16 protein-coding genes are annotated in these 20,426 nt (G+C 40.3%); all 16 read right to left on the bottom strand.

The window, feature by feature from the left end:
• Positions 1 to 440: 440 nt before the first annotated feature.
• A complete protein-coding gene (locus tag NSQ29_RS31430; protein ID WP_341126910.1) occupies positions 441 to 869 on the bottom strand; it encodes an SRPBCC family protein in 429 nt (142 codons plus the stop codon).
• 70 nt (positions 870 to 939) lie between these two features.
• The gene (locus NSQ29_RS31425) at positions 940 to 1,344 is read right to left on the bottom strand and encodes a GNAT family N-acetyltransferase (RefSeq protein ID WP_038573410.1); all 405 of its coding nucleotides are present in this window, start codon (positions 1,342 to 1,344) and stop codon (positions 940 to 942) included.
• A gap of 373 nt (positions 1,345 to 1,717) precedes the next feature.
• The gene (locus NSQ29_RS31420; protein WP_341126909.1) at positions 1,718 to 2,068 is read right to left on the bottom strand and encodes a DUF6678 family protein; all 351 of its coding nucleotides are present in this window, start codon (positions 2,066 to 2,068) and stop codon (positions 1,718 to 1,720) included.
• Between the two features lie 331 nt (positions 2,069 to 2,399).
• On the bottom strand, positions 2,400 to 3,242 hold the full coding sequence (gene yidC, locus NSQ29_RS31415; RefSeq protein ID WP_341126908.1) for a membrane protein insertase YidC: 843 nt from the start codon (positions 3,240 to 3,242) through the stop codon (positions 2,400 to 2,402).
• 610 nt (positions 3,243 to 3,852) lie between these two features.
• Positions 3,853 to 4,341 (bottom strand): DUF2199 domain-containing protein, encoded by a 489-nt coding sequence (locus NSQ29_RS31410; RefSeq protein ID WP_341126907.1) that lies wholly within the window; start codon positions 4,339 to 4,341, stop codon positions 3,853 to 3,855.
• Positions 4,342 to 4,556: 215 nt separating this feature from the next.
• Positions 4,557 to 5,225 carry a cyanophycinase gene (locus NSQ29_RS31405; RefSeq protein WP_341126906.1) on the bottom strand — a complete coding sequence of 223 codons (669 nt, stop codon included), beginning with the start codon at positions 5,223 to 5,225 and terminating at the stop codon, positions 4,557 to 4,559.
• A gap of 105 nt (positions 5,226 to 5,330) precedes the next feature.
• A complete protein-coding gene (locus NSQ29_RS31400) occupies positions 5,331 to 5,825 on the bottom strand; it encodes a cysteine hydrolase family protein (RefSeq protein WP_341126914.1) in 495 nt (164 codons plus the stop codon).
• Between the two features lie 110 nt (positions 5,826 to 5,935).
• Positions 5,936 to 6,841 (bottom strand): NAD(P)/FAD-dependent oxidoreductase, encoded by a 906-nt coding sequence (locus NSQ29_RS31395; RefSeq protein WP_341126905.1) that lies wholly within the window; start codon positions 6,839 to 6,841, stop codon positions 5,936 to 5,938.
• A gap of 267 nt (positions 6,842 to 7,108) precedes the next feature.
• Positions 7,109 to 8,116, bottom strand: a complete 1,008-nt coding sequence (locus NSQ29_RS31390) for a peptidylprolyl isomerase (protein ID WP_341126904.1) — start codon at positions 8,114 to 8,116, stop codon at positions 7,109 to 7,111.
• 131 nt (positions 8,117 to 8,247) lie between these two features.
• On the bottom strand, positions 8,248 to 11,565 hold the full coding sequence (locus NSQ29_RS31385; protein ID WP_341126903.1) for an S-layer homology domain-containing protein: 3,318 nt from the start codon (positions 11,563 to 11,565) through the stop codon (positions 8,248 to 8,250).
• A gap of 183 nt (positions 11,566 to 11,748) precedes the next feature.
• Positions 11,749 to 14,043 (bottom strand): glycoside hydrolase family 95 protein, encoded by a 2,295-nt coding sequence (locus tag NSQ29_RS31380; RefSeq protein WP_341126902.1) that lies wholly within the window; start codon positions 14,041 to 14,043, stop codon positions 11,749 to 11,751.
• Between the two features lie 32 nt (positions 14,044 to 14,075).
• Positions 14,076 to 16,328, bottom strand: a complete 2,253-nt coding sequence (locus NSQ29_RS31375) for an FAD-dependent oxidoreductase (protein ID WP_341126901.1) — start codon at positions 16,326 to 16,328, stop codon at positions 14,076 to 14,078.
• A 10-nt stretch (positions 16,329 to 16,338) separates the two neighbouring features.
• Complete coding sequence (locus NSQ29_RS31370; RefSeq protein ID WP_445671346.1) at positions 16,339 to 17,103, bottom strand: carbohydrate ABC transporter permease; 765 nt, start codon at positions 17,101 to 17,103, stop codon at positions 16,339 to 16,341.
• A 134-nt stretch (positions 17,104 to 17,237) separates the two neighbouring features.
• Entirely contained in the window at positions 17,238 to 18,125 is an 888-nt protein-coding gene (locus tag NSQ29_RS31365; RefSeq protein WP_076300928.1) for a carbohydrate ABC transporter permease, read from the bottom strand.
• 72 nt (positions 18,126 to 18,197) lie between these two features.
• Positions 18,198 to 19,526, bottom strand: a complete 1,329-nt coding sequence (locus NSQ29_RS31360; protein WP_076300927.1) for an ABC transporter substrate-binding protein — start codon at positions 19,524 to 19,526, stop codon at positions 18,198 to 18,200.
• 114 nt (positions 19,527 to 19,640) lie between these two features.
• Positions 19,641 to 20,426 (bottom strand): response regulator transcription factor, encoded by a 786-nt coding sequence (locus NSQ29_RS31355; RefSeq protein WP_076300926.1) that lies wholly within the window; start codon positions 20,424 to 20,426, stop codon positions 19,641 to 19,643.

Here is a 20,426-nt window from a genome sequence, read left to right as displayed (position 1 = left end):
AAACGTTTGCAAAAATGAGAAAAAAAGAAAAAATCTAACTTATCCAATCTCCTCCTTCTTAGAAAATATGGAAAAACCTCATTGTATGCGTTTACAAATAGAACTATTGAGAAATCCTCAGGTTACAGATAGCTCCATATCTAATGAATTTTCCCTGTTTATGATTATAGGCTCCAACCTTTTCCGGGTCAATGCATCTTTTAGGCTAAAAATATAAAAAATTAATGGTTTAAATACAAAAGTTCAATCGTTTTCATTCATCAGCTGTTCAAGGCATTTTAAAATCTTAAACTACCGCTAATTATAGAACTATGGTTTCCCGTTTGTTGAACGAAGGATTGTCAAGACTTGGGTGACAACTTCTTCGTACTTACCCAGTACTTTCGAAATCAGTTCTCGGGATCATGTACTTTAGTCACCCATCCGTGTTTTCAATGGTTCTAAAACTTCCGTTTATGATACGGAAGACCCTCGCCTTCTTCGCAATACTGTTTAAGACTGTACAAAAAAATAGCCCAGTTATAATTACATACGCGATAAAATGAGGTCACTTCCTCCCAATTCATCTGACGAAAAATGATTGAAGTTTTCCCGTTTTTTTCCTTCATATCAAAATAAATTGTCGTACCTATCCATTCTGGATCTGAATCAACACACTGCCACAAAATCTTTTTATCGGGAACAAGCTCATCAACTCGCATCTTTGTTAAGCCTTTTCCGCCGAATAGGAACTCATTTATACAACCGATCTGATCATTGACTATTAGTTCATTTGTCCATATTTCTGAAAGTCCTTTTGCAGTGGTTAATGCTTCATATACCTTTGAAGCTGGAACATTCACGGTCTGCAAGTGCTCGATATTTGCCATATTGCTCATTCCCCTTTTTTATAAGGATCTAATTTATGTAATTATTTGTATACGAAAATTATACCATCAATTATATCAACTCTGAGATAAACATTGGTGTAGCTCCATCCTCTGTATTAAAGCCAAATTTATTATAGAAATCCACTGCATGAGGATAAGAAATTAATACTTTTGTTTTACACCCTTTATATCTATCAAGCATTATATTCATCATTTCCTTACCTATACCGATACTCTGATAACTAGGATTAATAAGCATATAATGAAAATATACCGTTAAAACACCATCTGACAAAGCATTTATTAAACCGACAAGCTTTCCTCCTTCCCAAGCGGTAACAATTGAATGAGATCCTCCGATTGCTTGTAAAAGCTCGTTTGGGTACTTGCCAGACTCCCATTCTACTGAAAGAAATAACTCTTGGAGTGCATCCTTAGTGATATCCTCTTTGCTTGAAGCGTAATAAATACTCACCCCTGTACCTTCCTTTCATAAAACTAACTACGGTACAACATCTGTTTTAAACTCCCATATTTCGATGGTTTTGCAATCCTTACGAAGCCATAAAATAATACCGACATAGCAATTTCGGATTTATCAAAGTGAATAATCACTTTATTTACCTCAATATACTCTTAAAAATATGTATAGAAAATGGATTAACTGAAGTGGAATTTGTATTTATTTACATTAGAGAATTCAGGAGAATACTTCTTTTACCTAAGCATACTAATCCTAAGAGGTTTATAGCGTTAACCTGCCCGTTAGTTGAATAAAGGTAGCTGATCGCGTTGACTGACGGCTGCCTAATCGTATTTGAGCTAACGCTACCCGTTGGTGTAATTATTCAAATATAATCAATGAATTCATTAGTTTTGTTATATCCATAAATTATGATGGAGTCGGTAGTTACTTCACCTGGAACATGTATTTTTTTCAGGATTTGAATTAAATCAGTTTTTATCAAGTCATCTTCAGCATGAATTTCTAACCACTCAATTAATTTGTAGCCGCCATCTGAAAAATGGTAATACCAATCTCCATCCCAAAGGCTGATATAGCCAGTATCAATGTTTTTAGTCCTCCATTTGGTTGGAAAGGCATAGTTGAGCATTGCTTGTCTTATTTCTTCCCATTTTGTGTTGTTCATTAAAGGTTTTAGTTCATTTGAATCCATATATTCACCTTTTTCTCCCATCAGTACTGCAAGTGTTTATTCCAGCTTATCATTTTCTCTTGTACAAAACTGCCCGTTAGCAGAACAAAGCTGCCGATTCAAGTCGGCAGCTTCGTTCTGGTGTTATTTAGCTATAGTTTGCCATTAGCTTAATCGTTATTTATGATACGGTTCTCCGCGCTGTCTGTAACGGTAAGTTTTAGGGCCATCCTTTTGTGGGATGGCCCTTTCATTTTTCTCATTATGTTGAACTATGTTCCCCGTTAACGAGCCGCCAACATAAAAAACAGAGCATCTGAGGTCGCGCCTCAGATGCCTTGTATTTAGTATTGTTTTATGACCTGGTTCAATTTTATAAATCTTCTACACCGGTGGGTAAGTTTTTACTCACTACATTTGGCTTCGTGTACATTTTATTGAGTATGATCGTTTGCACGATAATGAATATACCGCCAACTGCCCAATATAATGGTAACGCGGCGGGCATCTGAAAAGAAAATACACCCATCATGATCGGTGACAACAATCCGATGAAAGCCATTTGGTTATTTTGATTTTGCTGATACTGCGCTGAAACGGATTGAGACACGCGGAACTGAACGTAATACACCGCAGCGGCAATAAGCGGCAAAATCATATCTGTTTTCCCCAAGCTAAACCACAGAAAATCGTCCGCTGCAATCTCTGGGGTACGACGAATGGCGTAGTAAAATGCGAGGGTGACCGGCCATTGGAGAAGCATCGGTAAACACCCCATATTTAAGGGATTAAATTGATGCTTCTGGTAGAGCTGCATCATCTCGACTTGCTGTTGTTTTTTTGCATCCGCACTGACGTCGTTCTTATACTTCTCCTTAAGTGCAGTTAACTCCGGCTGGAGGACGGCCATCTTTTCTTTCATGTCCATTTGTTTCTTGGTTTGATTCATCATGAGCGGCATGATCACGAGTCTGATGATGAAAGTCATCAGCACGATCGATAATCCGTAGTTTCCGTGAAATGCATTCGCGAAGAATTTGATCAAGATCGAAAATGGATAAATAAAAAAGTGGTTAAATACCCCTGCTGAATCGGCATTAATCGAGTTTGATTGGGATGCTGTCGAACACCCGCTGAGCACAATGATCGGAATAACTCCAATCAACATGACGAGAATGGGCTTGGCCCATTTTTGAAACAACAAAATCTTTTTCATCGTTGTCCTCCCTAATTGAAAGTATGGAATATCAATGTGGGGAAGGACTATGGTCTTCTTCATTAGGTGCTTCTCTTCGTCTGGCGGTACGTACTATCCACCGCTGAATGCTGCTCGGTTGTGACAGTCTGACAGCTACAAACCAAGTTAAACCGGCTGGAGCAATTTCATAACCCCAGTGTATCTCTTGTGTAGAAAAATAGGTGAATGGAATTGACACTAAGGAATAGATGAGAGCGATCGAGAACGCCAATTGAACCAAGTCATAAAAATGCTCCAGCCAAGTTCACCTCTGTATGAGCCATATTGGAAAAATTTGAATAATGATTATACGTTAGAGAAAACTGTGTGGTTTCACTAACCTGCCCGTTAGTTGAACAAATAAAAAAATGGCTGCCGAAGCAACCGCTATTCCACTAATGTGCCCCGCTAGCTTAATCGACATTACGCACCGAGTCCAATGGATTTAGCCTTGGGGGGGTTGTCTGCTGATTACGTTTCACCGAAACCCCTTAGCAGACCAAGGAGAGCGGCGACGCGGCGTAGATACGATTTTATAAGCTGTCGGCACGGCAGCTTTTTCGACCATACTTTCTTTCAAATTCTTCTCTTACAGACTATGATTAATTAAATGAGCAATTTCTTTAACTCTCTCCATTGTAATTCCTTCTCTTTGTTCAACTGCAAGTGGATGATTCGTTTGTTCTAATTCTATTAACGGAACAGCACCAACTTCTTGTGTATGTACCATTGTCTTTAACGATAATGTAGTTATTGGATATATTGAAAGTTCAGTCGATAACCAACCAAAATAAGGTTCTTCAGTTTCCCTTCCTTCTACGTGCAATAATTCATTAGATTTCAAAAAGTTCTCTTCAATAAGAGAAACCCAAACACTCCATATAAATTTCTCTTTACTATCAATTACTGGTATTTCAATATGTCCTCTAATAAAGAAATGCTGTTCATCAATTACACAAAAATCTCTAATTAATTCTGTTCTTTTCTCTTCTGGTACAGTGTAAAAATAATATGGTGCTTCACTTCCGTAACATAAAGGAAGTTCATTTAATTCGTTGTTACAGTGAGGGCATTTCATGTTTTCTGCTCCTTATAGTTTCTCGCTGATTTCTTATAACGTCTTATTCGCGAAATTACTGAGTTATCCTGCCCCTTACTTCAATAAAATGGGCAGCTAGCATCTGCCGGACATAGAAAGACCGCCATTGAAGGCGGTCTAAAAAATTTATCATTTTTGCCCAACAATAAGTCCTGGGGATTTTAAAAACCTGAGATGATTCGCTGTAAGCCTAATTAGAGCGTCTCAACCAATTTCTGAATCTTTGAGTGGGAAATTAAATATAGAGGACCCATTATTTCTATTTTGCCGTCCTTTACACGCATTGCACTCTCCTGTTCTGCCGCATAAACATCAATCTCTTCAGACAAGGGGAACAGGTAACCTTGAACAAACGTAGCGTAGTCGCGTTTAGAATGAGATTCATAGGCAAAATGATCAAAGCCAATACCATCATTAATAGTACTTGTTTCAACTTCATTGCCAGTGTTTTTCAAGCATAACCATTTTGCAGCCATGTTTATCGCACCGGCGCTGGCACCCATTATAACGGCATTGCTGTTCTTAATAACATTTGATAATTCATAATCCGCCAAAAAATCGTTTTGCAAAACAGGATCTCCACCGCATAAAAAAATGACAGAAGCGTTGTGAGTTAATCGCTGGGCATCTTCCTTCTGCATGCGGTAATCAATGAAATGATATTCATCAAAAATAATGTTAGCCTGATTTAACCATGTACATTCAGAAACATCATCAATGTTAATTTGCTCCCCTGTATAACCAGACGGTTCAGCGCTAATCATAACAAGCGATTTTCTGTCTTGTATATCCTCATGCAAACAATGGACCAGCTTCTCTGGAAAAAAATTATTAAACCAACTGAGATAGTAGTGAGTACTCAAACTTAATTACCTCCATATGTATTTTTTACAATAATAAAAGAAGTTACATATTAGTTATCTAATACGTAACTCCAATTATAAACAATAGCTTCTATTAGTAGAATCTTAAGCAATGGTCTCCATTAAGAATTCGATCACCGGGTAAGAGATCATATGCCGATCACGGTAAATCGAGGTAATAGCATCTGGCCGTGTGCTAAGGATTGCCTTCTGTAAAAGGGCTGCTTGAAAGCCTCTTTCTTGTGCACCGTTAATAGTAAAGGTTACACAATGTTCTGCGGCGAAGCCCGCAACGATGATGAATTCAACACCATGTTCACGTAGCAGTTGTTCCAAATCCGTTTTCCAAAAAGCATTAGAGAATTCTTTCGCCATCTGGATGTCCGTGGGTGCTACTGTAATTTCCGGTATACTATTTCTTGCTTCTGGATCTGTATCCGAATTCGCCCCTTCCATGTCTTGTATATGGATGACGATTTGGTCCTTCGCACGAAGTAACCCAGACACATGATTAATGTATTCACAAGCCTCACTTACATTTAATTTCTCCATATGATCGTGTAAGAAAAGATTTTGCATATCAACAATTAGGAATCCAATTTTTATTTTGAACTACCCCTCTCAGAATAAATATAGCTAGTTTCTATATTAATCTGGATGTAGATTCAGCTCAAGGGAATAAATGAATTAGACTATTTTGTACAATAGCATCATACGTTACGCCATTCCTCTTCATTCAGCTCGTTGTTAATGCCGACCCCAGCTAAGGAGCCCATAGAAGCGGCAATAATGGCTTGATGAAGATGTGTTGCTGCATCACCGGCACTATAAACGCCTGGAACGTTCGTTTTACCGAGATTATCGATGATGACTGCTCCTGTTTCTGTGAGTTCACAACCAATGGCTTGTGGCAAACCCGACCCGATCATGAGCTTCGGCCTAAAAAATATCCCCGTACATCCGATGCTAGTACCATCCTTCAACACAACTTGCTGCACCATGCCATTGTCAGATTCGATCGACTGAATCGGTGAGTCATAGACAGGAATGTTATGTTGATTTAGCTCTTCGCGTTGTGCATCCGTCAAGTCATCAGATCCATTAGTACATATGGTAATCTTTTTCGTCCAACCAGATAACACTTGGGCCATATGCGTTGCATCGGCTCCCTTAACAATTACGACAAGAGGCTGATCTCTTAGTTCCCATCCATCACAATAGGGGCAGATAAAGGCGCTTTTACCATATACGTCTGAGAGTCCCTTAATATCCATCGGGAGGTCCTTCATCCCTATGGCGAAGAGCACCTTTTTACTTTTATAGGTCTGACCTTGAACCGTCGTAATTTGAAAATCGCCATCGGTTCCCGTAATCGATATGGCGGTATCTTCCGCAAAAGTAACGGATGGATAGGCACTAATCTGCTCCTTCGCAATCCTCCTAAATTCGCTTGGACTTATAGAATCTCTAGTAAGAAAGCCATGCGTTTCTCGAGTAACCCTATTACGTGCGCGTCCTTCATCAATAACAACCACACTTTTCCTTGCCCTGCCTAGCACCAGAGCAGCATTTAGACCTGCCGGTCCTCCACCAATAATTACACAATCATGAGTCATACTAATTCTCCCTTTCGCTTTTCAATTTATATTAAAGATATTAGAGACTTATGTTATCTGTAATATTCCCAAAAAAAGAACGGATCGCACGGATGATATCCAGAAAGAAGATCTGCTTCCGTCTGAGTCGGTGCCCACCGCTTTGAATATTTCATTCAGTAAACCAATTAAAGGCTTTAGGAGTCTATAATAACTTCGATATAACTAAAACGCAAGCATTTATTCCATTCAAACCTGATTTGAGCCCCATCTTCATTGTAGAATTCTCTACTGCTCTACGATTAAATTATTAAACACAACATCGGAAATTTCCACATCCGCATGTTCTATTTTATTATGAATCAGTTCCTCATATTTTTCATCTATGATTTGGGTTTTGACTTGCTCCTTAACTTTGTCATACTCTTGAAAACCTCTATCTTTATTTTCTATGCATCTTATAATTGTTAAAGTGTTATTTTCTTCTATAATATTACTAATCTCACCAACGCTTATTTTTTTGGCTTCATTAAGAAGTTGTGGATTTACATCATAATCCGTTTTTGATGTAGTTTCATTGAAGGTCTGTGTTTCAAACAAGATCTCTTGATTAGCATTACTTAATTGTTTAAAAGAATATCCATTTTGTAGACTTGTTAACAAGTTCTTCATTACCTTGTCTGCGTTCTTACTTTTTTTCATACTTATTTTTTCTACTTTTATTTGATATGAATCCATGAAGTACTCTTCTTTTACATTTTCATATAACGCTCTTAAGTCGCTTTCATTAATATTAAAGGTTTCTTTTTCAAGTTTTTTCTTAAGCTCTACAACATGATTAGCAAATACATGTGAAAAATATTGATACTCGCTATATTCAATCGGACCGTATATAACCTGATTATTATCAACTGCTATTTTTCTCCGTTTGTTTTCTTGTTCAAGTTCATTCAAGAAGGATCCATAAGAAATATCGTTAGCCACTCCATACTCTTTCATCAATATTTGTTCTGATTTTATTCTAATCAACTCTTTCAAGGCCAAACTCTTTGCATAGTCTATAGGTTTTTCGTTACCATAGACTGTTGTCCAAAAATCTTTGTAATTTTTGACACCGTAGTTATTTGAAAAATAATTATATGTTTTTGCAACATAATTATTGTTCAAAATAAGCATGAATTCTGGGATTTGAATCGGTTCACCATTCATTGTCGCTACGGTTTGAATATCTTCAACATCATTATTGGAAGACGGTGCAATAAGAAATAAGGATAGCAAAGCAACAATAACTGTCACTAGTATAATGAACGTCTTCATCAAAGATAACACTCCTCTCACATAGGAATGAACTTTAAATATTTTTAGATCATCAAAGTTAAAGGTTGATATTAAATCAACCTTTAACTCAGATATTCCAGATATTTAATTTAATTCATAAGCCTCAAATATTGCATGGCTTGCTTTAAGAGGACAGCAGCTTCAGCACGTGTCGCAGCGTCTTGTGGAGCAAAGGTTGTTGCCGTCCTTCCAGTTATCAGGCCTTCATTTAAAGCAGCTCCTATAGCACCGTATGCATAGTCTGATATCTGTTCTTTATCTTCAAAAGGAATATTACTGGATACTTCGGTTCCCCCATCCCCCTCGATTAATCGAACAGCATTCATCATCATAACGACCATTTGCTCTCTCGTGATAAGGCTATCAGGATCGAATTCACCTTCACCCGTTCCTTGAACCAAGCCATTTTTCGCAGCGACATTGACTTCTGATGCATACCACACTGAAGAAGTAATATCCGCAAATGAATTAGAAACGAAATCCGAAGACAATCCTAGTGCCCTTACGAGAAGAGCTGCGAACTGTGCACGTGTAACCTGCATATCTGGTGAGTACAAGCGGTTTGTTGTTCCTTGGATAACCATTTTGGCAGCCAAGCTCTCCACATCCCTTTTTGCCCAGTGTCCATCCATATCTTCAAATACTTTCTCGTATTGAACAATGGTGTACAAACTACTTGTATTGCTGTTAATCACCACTTCTGTCTGATCATTTTTCACAGTGAAGAACGATGGAATAAACTTCAATTTCCCACTAACCGGATCGTAAACAACTGCAGTAACTCGCGAAGTATTCTTAATAGCTTTATTTACTTTCAGCACTTGTGTAATAAATTTGTCGCCATAGTTACGAATTTCTTCTACTTTATCATTAGATTTAAGAAATACTTTGAACTCAAAAATATCGCTTAAACGACCTAATCCTTGATTGGCAAACGCTTGATCAAACTGCTGTGTCATCTGTGTATTATTCTTATCCATACGGACGATCAGAGCGGCACCTGTATCAGAAGCATTCACAGCCTCGATTTCTTTGCGCTTCAATATTTCAAGCGGAAAATCGAATGAACCTAAGTCACTTTTTACAGTTATCACAGTTTCTGAATTATCTTTAAGACTGTTATACAATATAGACAGTGGTAATTGAACAGCGACCGATGAATGACCCCCTGGTATATCGATTGTTAGTGTGGGTTTATCCTTAACGCTTAGATCAGCTAATTTTCGAGCTAGTCGACTACTATCAATCACGACATTTACTGCTTTATTTCCATCCTTCATAGAATCTTTCCGAAGCTCAGTATCTTTTGGTATATAAAGTGAAGCATCTTCACTAGAGGGCGGAAGAGTTGGGGTAACATATATGATATTGCTTCCTGATCCCGTATTTCCGTTGCCATTGTTGCCTGACCCACTGTTAGTCTCGGGATGATATTCAAATGCCCCAATATCCGGCTGCCCATTGTACAATGAATTTCCCCAGAAATCGATTCCTCCATTGTTCTCGATAACTAGACCAGCGTTGATCGCAGATGAATCCAATTGTAGCTTATACCCACTAAGTCTGTTCGGATCGCCAAAATCGATGTTCATTCCGCCAGAACCAGGGTTCACCAGCTTTGGATCACCGTATACCGAATTTATGACAGTAATGTCCGCTTCCTCTGTTGAAACCGGTGGCGACATGCCATAAAAGATATTGGTATCAAACAAAAAGTTTTCTACTTTAGGAAATTCATAACTGCCACTTCCTAAATTATAAAATATATTATTATAAAAGCTTGCTGACTTCGGAATGCCGAAATAGTTACTAACTCGTACCATCAATGCGTTGGATAAGCTATCCAGATAGATAGTGTTATTGTAAATTTGAGCATTCGTATTATCACCTAATAATTCAATTACCTTTGCCTTATCATTCTGACTAATATTATATCTAACAATAGTAGAATCATTATAACCGCCTTCAGTAGCGTTAATGATAAGCATAAAGCCCCCGCCATTATCATGACTATAATTGTATTGGAAGATATTCCGACGATTATTAAAATCACTATCAAAACCATGGGCGTCTAAATTATTAGGCAGACGTTTTGTGCCATAGGCTTCATTGTATTGAACGGTAGCATCCTCCGTGTACCAGGTCCATATCGCAACGTTAGCATTATTAGCTCTTGCTGAGGTATCCTTTGCTATATTGTATTCTACTAGAGGCGCTTTACTCGTTTTTGCAACGATCCCATCTCCGCCTATGTCTTCAACAAAGTTGCTTCTAATCACTACATTCGTACTAAATGTTCCATCTGGACTTCTCAGAATAATTCCCGATCGGTCAACGGTTTTAACTGTATTATTCTCGATTAAAATATCATTAAAAGTCGAGGTATCCGCACTTGTCACATAATAAAATATGCCTACCCCTGTATGGGGACTCCGATTATCACCTTTAACATTATGCACATAACAATCCTTAACATAAATATGATCTGCTGTTAAAGGATTCTCACTATCTTCATTGTCCATTTGAATATAAATGCCGTACCTACTCGCCGCTTCTGGAGCGTCATTGATAATTTCCAAATTATTAATTTCCCAATACTCCTGATTAAAAAGATGTACTACCCCCTCATCAATTATTCCATCTCCATCAATAATAGGTTTATTGCCTGTTCCATATCGATCAATAATGATAGGGTTTCCATCACTACCCGATCCTTGAGGCTTCAACTGTCCCTTCCAATACCCTCCAGCTTTAAATAGAAGCTTAGTTCCTGGCTGGAAAACAACAGAATTGACCTTTTCAAGAGTTTGCCATGCAGCATCCGCATTAGTTCCAGTATTTAAATCATTTCCATTAAAAGGATCAATATAATAGGTCGCTGATGGTACTACTTCTGGCTCCTCTGGTACCTGAGGATTCAAATCTTCAAATCTCACTGCATCCGCCCGTGTATATAAATTCCGATCCTTTGAGTTTTTAGTTATCTTTACATATCCCGAATTCTCTTCGGTGAAAGTATAAACCCCTAGACTAACCCAACCTGATGAACTTAATGAACCTGGCGTCCCAGCTTTCCAATTCTGAAATATAAGATCCGTTCCATTTTCGTGTACAACCTCAATTTCGACGTTACTCTCACTAGCGGCATTGACAAGGCTGTAGATAAATACTTCGTACTCTCCTGGATTCTGAATTTTCGGGGTCCACTTTGCCCAACTCCCTGGTTCGGTTGTATATCTTGATCCAGAACCTTTATAACCCAGCACACCACTCTTCTCCCATTTACCGTTCTCCTCATACCCTTCATCCCCATTATCAATTACAATGGAAGACGCAAAACTAACCGCAGAAATTGAGAAATACAACAATGAAAACAGCATGAATTGAAATAATATCTTTTTAACCATGCTAGAGATCTACTCCCTTCAGTTGATCTACCGTTAAAAGTATGCGCTTACATAAAGTTGATCATAATAAAAAGCTACATCCATAGCTAAGTTAAAATTCAAATTCGTTTCCTCTTTTGAAGAAACCAAGAAGATCACCTTACAGGACAATAAGTGATCTTCTCTGTCTGTTCATATGTCTAATTATTCGGCGCGGATAATCAAGCAAGCCCCTGCGCTCACTTCTGCATAAACTCGATTCGGGGCAAGTCGTTGTATTGTTGCAGCTTCGCCATCAATAATGAAAGCTTGTGTAGCATGAATAAAACATTGTTGTTCACGTGAAGCAACAATACGCGCTTCTTTTAGCAAGCCTACCTCCCACGTTATGGAAACCTCGAAGCCTCCACGTGCGCGTAAACCTGAAACGAAGCCGTTGCTCCACGAGTCCGGAAGAGCAGGCAGTAAAGCAAGTTCATCGGAAGTGCTCTGCAGCAGCATTTCAACCACACCTGCTGATCCGCCGAAATTACCGTCAATTTGAAATGGCGGACAAACGTCTAAGAGATTGAATTGTGTAGAGTGCCGCAACAGCATCTCAATCATAGTTTCCGCTTGGTTTCCGTCCTCTAAACGTGCGAATAGATTAATCAACCACGCGCAGCTCCAGCCAGTATGACCACCGCCATTTGCCAAGCGTAGTTCAATCGTACGCCTCGCGGCCTCAATCAAATTTGGACTCCCTTGATGAATACTGGTTCCTGGGAAAAGGCCGTACAAATGGGACATATGACGGTGACCTGGTTCTTCTTCTACATAATCCTCAGACCACTCCATCAGTTGTCCTTTCTTACCGATACGCAAAGGGGGTAGCCTCTCCTTAGCATGGGAAACTATTTCCAAGAAACCCTCGTTTTCACCAACTACGGGGCCAGCTTTAATGCATTGTTCAAAAAGCTCGTTAATAATTTGCACCGTAGCTGCTGGACTCATATCAAGGCTTCCGATTGTGCCGTCAGGCGCGATATATTGATTCTCGGGCGACGTTGTCGGTCCAGATACTAGGTGTCCTGTAACCGGGTGCTCAACCATAAAGTCGAGATAAAAGAGTGTTGCCTCCTTTATGAACGGATAAGCCCTCAGTCGCAGAAAATCGAGATCACCGCTAAATAAATAATGCTCCCACATATGTGAAGCCAGCCATGCTGCTCCTTCATGCCACAGCAAATGCACGTAGTTCCGAAGGGTCGTCGTGTGCCAAGGATTCGTACGAACGCCGAATGCAATGCCATTGCTGCCATAACGCTCCAAAGCAGTTCGTCTTCCTTCCGGGCGTAACGCCTCCAAAAAGGTGAAAAGGGGCTCCGCAAGCTCTGACAGATTGCAGGTTTCTGCAAGCCAATAGTTCATCTGCAGGTTTATATTGATCGTATAGTCGGAGAACCAGGGTGGTGTAAAGCTCTCGTTCCATATGCCTTGAAGATTAGCCGGAAGCGTCCCAGGCCTCGAACATGCAATGAGTAAATATCGCCCAAAGTGGAAATGCAGCGCAATCAAGCTGAGATCAATTTCTCCATGGCGAAATGCTTCTAGCCGAATATCCGTGGGTATGTTTTCTTTCCCACCTTCGTCTAAGCGCAGTTGAACCCGTTCGAACAGCTCACCATGGTCCTTTACGTGAGACAATCGGATAGCTTCGTAACCTTTGCACACTGCTTTATCCAATTCTTCTCGGCAAACGAGTGCAGGTTCCCTCTTCCGGTAAGTAGTTTGAGCGGTCATAAATATAGTTGCCGTTCGAAAGCCTTCAAGGCGTAAGCCAGATTCAACTGGGAAGACACAACCCTCTTCTAGAACGACACGCAGCTGCACCTCAAAACCAACCCCGCCATCCTCACACTCCCCGCTCATCATGAGCGTATCGCAGCCATCGAACGTTAGCTTAACCGGTTGTTTCCGATCCAACATAATCGTGCAAGCATAATCTCGAAGAAGCTGCCCTTCCTGTTCTAACCTAACGATAAGTGCTTGATCCGGAAAGCTGCAGAATACTCGACGTAAAAAATGAGTTTCTCCGAAACGGTATGATGTGGTTGTAATCGCTGTATTCAAGTCCAATTCCCGTTCATAATTAGACGGCTCACCCTCTGGCAGCCTAAATGAGAGCAACAAATCGCCAAGCGGCTGATAGTTTCCGTAATTCGGGTTATTAGGAATGCGCATTGTTTCATGTGCAAGATCATGCGCCTCTTTGTGTTTGCCTTGGAATAGCAAGTCGCGGACTTGATCTAACGAAATTTGCGTCAAAGGATTTTCATTCTCATGCGGTTGCCCTGACCATACACTGTCCTCATTGAGTGCGATCCTTTCCTCTCGAACACCACCGAAAATCATGCCTCCTAGCCTGCCATTTCCAACAGGTAGAGCTTCATTCCAATCTGTTGCAGATTTGTTGAACCAAATTCGTTTCGAATAATTCGATGACTCTTCTTGAATCATAATAACGCCTCCCAGTGGTACGTAATGAATGATTATGAGTAGACGCGAACTTCAACAACTTCCGCAAAACGACCTCCATTTGAAGCTTCCACGACGAGGCGAAGCGCACTTGCCTTGACTGGAGCAGGCAAACGATGTATTCTTTTTCGTTTGTAATTCCCCTTTTCCCGATGTAATACAGTCCACTTTCCTTCCGAAAATGCTTCTAGTCGATAATCCCGAACAAGCTCCGGAATAGTATCGAACGGAGTACGGTGATGATGAAGATTAATTAGATCTTCATTTACGTCATCGTTAAAGACGATGTGTACTTGATTCAGTTCGACAGGTCTGTCTGTCCAGCTCAATTCTAGGCAGGCCTCTTCTCCACAGCTCAGTTCTTCCGATTTCCAAGCGTGAGGACCATCGTATGGACGACGATAACCGTCGATCGCTTTATACGCACTATAGGCTTCTATCTCTGGAAACGCGCGAAAGCAGAAAGTCTTTCGTTCAAGTCCATTAGTCCTCCACATGACCAACAGTTGATCCTCTTGCTGATCCGTGAGTGTATTCGTCTCCATCACACCATCGTTTTTACGGAAACTTAGAACGCCAGTCTCGTAACGATCATCGACGCGCAGGGTAATACAAGAATTGGACTTTATAATAATGAATGCATTCCTCGGAGTACCCGGTTTCCAAGACAATGGGAAACTCACCCACTGAGCTTCGCCAGCTGAAACGCTTACTGTCGCCGATGTTTCTAATTGAATAGGTACATAATTTTGCGGACTTCCCGTGCTCCATACTTCTACCGTTAACTTGGTATCGCCAGCTGAGTCTAGCAGCAACTCCAACTCTGAAAGCTCAGGATTAACAGGTAACAGCAAGCCAGCATCTGTCTCTAGCGCGAATTTGTCCGATGGATTCTCTGCAGCAAGCCGTACTCGGGTACTTGAGGCACAAATGGTTGCCCTCTGCGCCTGATCACGATCGTCATGGTTGACGATACCAAGGACAGAAGCGTCTTGTCGTAGCAGTGTCTGACTTAGCTCTTCCAGATGTATCTCATAGACATCACGTGGCGAACCCCCATGCTGTACCGCTATTGCAGCGCCTGTTCCCGCTGCCTCACCCATAACTGCGCAGGTCGCCATGACCCGGGTCGTTCCAAAGGCAATATGCGTTGCGCTCACATTACGTCCCGCAAACATCAAGTTGGAGACGTTGATTGAATAAAGTGACCGAAACGGAATATGATAGCTACCATCCATATGCCAATGCTTCGAACCGCTTTCTATCGAATACATACCTTGAGGCGGGTGAAGGTCGATCGACCAACCACCAAAGGCGACGCTGTCCTCAAATCTTCGTTGTGCAATAATATCGTTTTGATTAAGCACGTAATCGCCTATAAAGCGGCGATATTCTCGTTTGCCGGGCAACGCACCAATCCATTCTAACGTCATATTTTCAGAGTCAAACTTGCCAGAATTTTTAATATAGTCCCATATTCCATAGATGACAGACCATAGCTCATCCCGAATGCGCTCATTCTCATGTACGGTATCTAGCTCGCCCCCCCACTCGACCCACCAGTAATCGCAACCAGAATCACCACTGCGAATTACCCTTGTTATAGGAATCGTTGTTCGCAAAATATCTTTAGCGAAGCTTGGCGGTACATATTTTACAGGATGACCCGCATCTTTGGTGTAGAACAAGATCGTGCTGCCTAGAGTGATATCGTCGGCATTCTCAGGAGCCCAAGCCTCTCCGTACTCGTTATGGGCTTCGCGTCCCAATCGGTACTGAGCACCAGCAAGAAATCCGATCAGCCCATCACCTGTACAATCGAGGTAAATTTCACTTTTCAGTCGAATTTTTCGTTCGGAACCCATCATCCAGCCTGTGACGGAGCAGATGCGTCTCTGATCCGCTTCTCCCTCAGCTTCAACTTCATGCACATCAGTGTTTAAGAACAAACGGATATTCGGTTCGGCTTTCACTGCCTCCATTACAACTAGATCCCAGATATAAGGGTTTCCATCCGGGTTGCAGAACTGATTCTCAATAAACAATTCGCCCATGATACCCGTCTCTCGCGCATTACGGTGTTTACCATGCGCGGTTGCCCCACAGACCCAGACGCGCACCTCACTGCTGGAGTTCCCACCCAGAACAGGACGATTATGAACAAGTGCAACGGTTCGTCCTAGACGAGCAGCTGCGATCGCCGCGTTGACACCGGCTAAACCTCCTCCTACTACTGTAATGTCTATCTGAATGGTTTCCTCCCTCATTACATTCACCTCAACCTTTCACCGCAGCATTGGCAACACCTTGAATGATGTATTTCTGGAAAATTATAAATATGATTATCATAGGCAGGATCGCTGCTGAAGCTGCCGCCATCATACCGTTATAATCGATTGAATTTTCTAAAATAAAATTCTGTAGCCCCAGCGGTATCGTGTATAGATTCTTATCGATCAGAAATATTAGTGAATTCTCATAATCATTCCAATTCCACGAGAAATCCAGAATGGCAAGTGTGGCAATGGCTGGTTTAGCTAGTGGTACAATTAATTGAATGAATATCCGAAAGTGGCCTGCCCCATCTATTAATGCAGCTTCCGTGATCTCCTTCGGAATACCCATAAAGAACTGGCGAAGCAAAAACACGCCAAAGATGGTGAAGATGCCAGGCAAGATTAATGCCCAATGTGAATTAAAAATACCCATTTCGTTAAACATAATGAACTTTGGCACGAATAAAATTTGGGGAGGGATAAGCATCATGGATAAGTACAACAGAAACAATGAATCTCTACCCCTAAATTCAATTCTGGCAAATCCATATGCCGCTAAGCTTGATACGAATAATGAACCTACCGTTGAAAGAACGGCCACCTTTAATGAATTCGAATAATATTGAATAAAGTTTTGTTCACCAAACCAAACATTGTAATGATGACTCCATTGAAACTTATCCGGAATCCATTTAATCGGATAGTCAAACACTTCTAACGGTGTTTTTACAGATGTACTAAGCATCCATATAAACGGGAGAATCATAAGTACACCGAAGATTAATGCAATGGCCGTTGGAATTAGCTTTCGGAGTTCTATTGGACGCGTCCGTTTCTTAACGGATGCTTGTTTCTGTAGAATATGATTTATAACAGTTGCTTTCATGGTTTAGCCTCCTTTTACCCGTAATGCACCCATTTTTTTTGTCCGTACCAATTGAAAAGCATGAGGATGAGAACAAAAGCAAAGAGCACCCATGACGCCGCTGAGGCAAAACCCATCTCATAATAACGAAATGCAGATTTATAAATATATAGTGATAGGACTGTCGTACTATCCCCTGGTCCGCCACCAGTAATCGCCTGTATAATGCCAAAGGATTTTATCGCGCCTATAAAGCCAGTAATTAGGAGTAAAAAAGAAGATGGACTGATTAACGGCAACATGATATGCCTTACAATTTGATTCGACTTAGCGCCGTCGATTTTTGCTGCTTCCAGCAATTCTGGTGATACTTCCTGTAAGGCTGCAAGATAAATAATCATGTTGTAGCCAATCATAATCCAAACCTGGATAATAACGATGGCGTAAATTGAAGTGTTTGTTGTAGACAGCCATCCAGGAGGGTCAGATATACCAATCGCTCTCAGCGTTCCATTGATAGGACCATTTTGGGGTTCAAATAACAGCATCCATACAAATGCAATAGCCACGCCGTTCATGACATAAGGTAAGAAATACATGGATCTGAGCAGCTTTTGAAAGTAAACCTTGCGATTTAAAAAATAAGCAATAAAAAACGAAATAAACATGGATACGGGCACACTCATAACAAATATAAAAGTGTTCTTAATTGATCGATAAAAGGACCCATCATTAAATAATCTATTAAAATTATCTATACCTATAAATTCGGGTGATTTTCCACTCATATAAGTCCAGTCCGTAAACATCAAATAGAATGAGAATAATGCAGGCACCAAAAAGAAAAATATAATGCCGATCATGCTCGGTGTGATAAATAGGTATCCTGCCAGCTTCTGCTTTAAGTTATAATTCCACTTCATAGAAGTACCTCCGAGTAGGTGGAGGAAGATTCCCTGAATCCCTGAATGCTTCCTCCAGAAATCTATCAATTGTTACTGGGCCAATAATTCATTATGTCTCTTAACGATACTTTTAATTGTTTCGTCTAGACTTTTCTCTTTTAGGAAATAACGTTCTATTTCTTCCTTCCTCATATCCGATACTTTACGGTCAATGCTGTTGATATATTTAGGACTGTTCCCGAGTACAACTGCTTTTAGCGAGTCCATGTCATAAAGATCCTCCATGCCAGCTGTCATCAATTTAACAGTTTGATCCAAATCCGTATGCTTAGAGGCTGGAATTCTTCCTCCCTTTGCCAAATATTGCGAACCAACATCCGCGTACCATTTTAGAAAGGCCCAAGCTTCTTCTTTATGCTCTGAATTTGCATTAATAGAAACCACATCGCCTAAGCCGCCTTCAATTTTGAAATTCGATTGTTTATCTACTGCACTTGGTATAGTGGCAAAAGCAATTTTGAAATCCCGAGGATAATCTGTCAGATTGTTAGATGATCTAAAAATCCAGCCACCGGCGCCAAGCATAGCTGCTTTTTTAGTTAAGAACATTGCATCCACAGCCATTTTAGAAGCACTTTGATCCCCATAGGTTGGAATTGATTTATCCTCATGCATCATGGCATGCCAATTTTGCAGACTTTCTCTGACCTCTGGGGCATCAAATTTCGAAGTTTTATTTTCAGCGATCGCATTTTGGAAGGTGCCGTCAATTTGCATATAATAGTACCAATCAAATTGTGCATAGCCATATTCAAAATCTTGTTTCAACACCTTCGCATATTTACGTAAATCATTCTGGGACCAGTCCAGTGGAGGAATTGGTAAATTTGCTGCGTCTAAAGCATTTTTATTAAGAAAAATAAAGTTATTTCCTTTACTTGTTGGTATGCCATAAAATTTAGCGTTAACTTGCCAATCTGCCGCCTCAGGACCCATGGCATCCAAAATGTCATAATCGCTAAATTGACTTAAATCAAGAGCAGCCTTACTGTCAACACGTTTACCAAGAAACCCCTTGTTATAATTCACATAAAGGTCTACATCCTGCCCCGTTACCAATGCTGTATCCAGCTTAAGATTTCCACTATCGTCATTTACGTATCGAATATACTCCACTTGAATCTTCGGGTTCTCTGCATTCCAAGCATCTACTGCTTCTTGCGGACCCGCTTCTTCTGGAACGGAGCCCCAGAATGTTAGTTTTACAGGCTCTTCTGAAACAGCGCTACTCGAAGGCTTAGATGGACTATCACTTGCATTGATGCTAGTACTAGAGTCCCCTGATTTACCGCATGCTGCTAGTACTAGGGTGATAGCTAGTAACACTACAGGTGCAGAATATCTCTTTCTTGTCTTCACATTAACCCCTCCGTGTTCTAAGTTAAGTTTTACAGCTAAAGCATATCACCGGAGTAAGCGCGTTCACAGAAACAGATTTCGTGTAAAATTACACATTTTTCGTGTTTACGTTTTTTATTTTTTATAGGGCATGATTGTGGATCTCCGATATTCACTTGGCGTTACCCCCATAATTTTTTTGAAAACTCGTATGTAATAATTTACATTTATAAAACCGCATAACTCTGAAATATGCGAAATTGACGAATCTGTATCGCATAAATAGGTTATGGACTTCTCCACTCTCACCTTTTGGACAAAAGAAATAAGCGAATGGCCTGTTTTTTTACTAAACAATTCACTTACATAATTCTGATTCATATTGATATAAGCGGACATTTCTTTCAGCGTGATTTGGTCTTTGTAATTTTGATATATGTAATTCATGATCTTATTGATTTCAGGGTGATCCGTGAAGGTCTGTTTAGTATTAGTCGGCTTGCTTTCCGGTAAAATCTTTTCGATCATCGTTAACTTCCTCATTTGTTGCAGTTCCTTATTCAATTTTTTTAATAGTGCCTGCATCTTCTCACGTTCTAAAGATAACTTCAGAATATATCCTGACGCACCATGCTCGATTGCTTGTTGCGCATACTCAAATTCACTCATGCAAGTTAACATGATAAACCTGCAATTATAGCCATTGTCACGAACAGTTTTCAAAAGTGTAATACCGTCCATTACAGGCATCATAATATCGCATATGACTAAATCAGGTTGGTGCTCTTTAATAAACTCAAATGCACTTAGCCCATGGTGGCATTCTCCGACAATCGAAAAGCCTTCCTCTTCCCATGAAATAAAATTTCTTAAGTAGCTTAATGAATGTATCTCATCCTCAACAAGAAGTGTTCTCCACAT

Source organism: Paenibacillus sp. FSL F4-0236 (assembly GCF_038000135.1).
GTDB lineage: Bacteria > Bacillota > Bacilli > Paenibacillales > Paenibacillaceae > Paenibacillus_AQ.
The sequence above is the reverse complement of the archived record's forward strand: the minus strand, read 5'-3'. Positions and strand labels throughout refer to the sequence as shown.

Bases quoted from the DNA above. Each gene is read 5' to 3' on its own strand.
- NSQ29_RS31375 (WP_341126901.1), bottom strand. From the start codon at position 16,328: ATGAGGGAGGAAACCATTCAGATAGACATTACAGTAGTAGGAGGAGGT.
- NSQ29_RS31385 (WP_341126903.1), bottom strand. From the start codon at position 11,565: ATGGTTAAAAAGATATTATTTCAATTCATGCTGTTTTCATTGTTGTAT.
- NSQ29_RS31365 (WP_076300928.1), bottom strand. From the start codon at position 18,125: ATGAAGTGGAATTATAACTTAAAGCAGAAGCTGGCAGGATACCTATTT.
- NSQ29_RS31395 (WP_341126905.1), bottom strand. From the start codon at position 6,841: ATGACTCATGATTGTGTAATTATTGGTGGAGGACCGGCAGGTCTAAAT.
- NSQ29_RS31370 (WP_445671346.1), bottom strand. From the start codon at position 17,103: ATGATTCTCCCGTTTATATGGATGCTTAGTACATCTGTAAAAACACCG.
- NSQ29_RS31355 (WP_076300926.1), bottom strand. From the start codon at position 20,426: ATGTGGAGAACACTTCTTGTTGAGGATGAGATACATTCATTAAGCTAC.
- NSQ29_RS31430 (WP_341126910.1), bottom strand. From the start codon at position 869: ATGGCAAATATCGAGCACTTGCAGACCGTGAATGTTCCAGCTTCAAAG.
- NSQ29_RS31380 (WP_341126902.1), bottom strand. From the start codon at position 14,043: ATGATTCAAGAAGAGTCATCGAATTATTCGAAACGAATTTGGTTCAAC.
- yidC (WP_341126908.1), bottom strand. From the start codon at position 3,242: ATGAAAAAGATTTTGTTGTTTCAAAAATGGGCCAAGCCCATTCTCGTC.
- NSQ29_RS31410 (WP_341126907.1), bottom strand. From the start codon at position 4,341: ATGAAATGCCCTCACTGTAACAACGAATTAAATGAACTTCCTTTATGT.
- NSQ29_RS31420 (WP_341126909.1), bottom strand. From the start codon at position 2,068: ATGGGAGAAAAAGGTGAATATATGGATTCAAATGAACTAAAACCTTTA.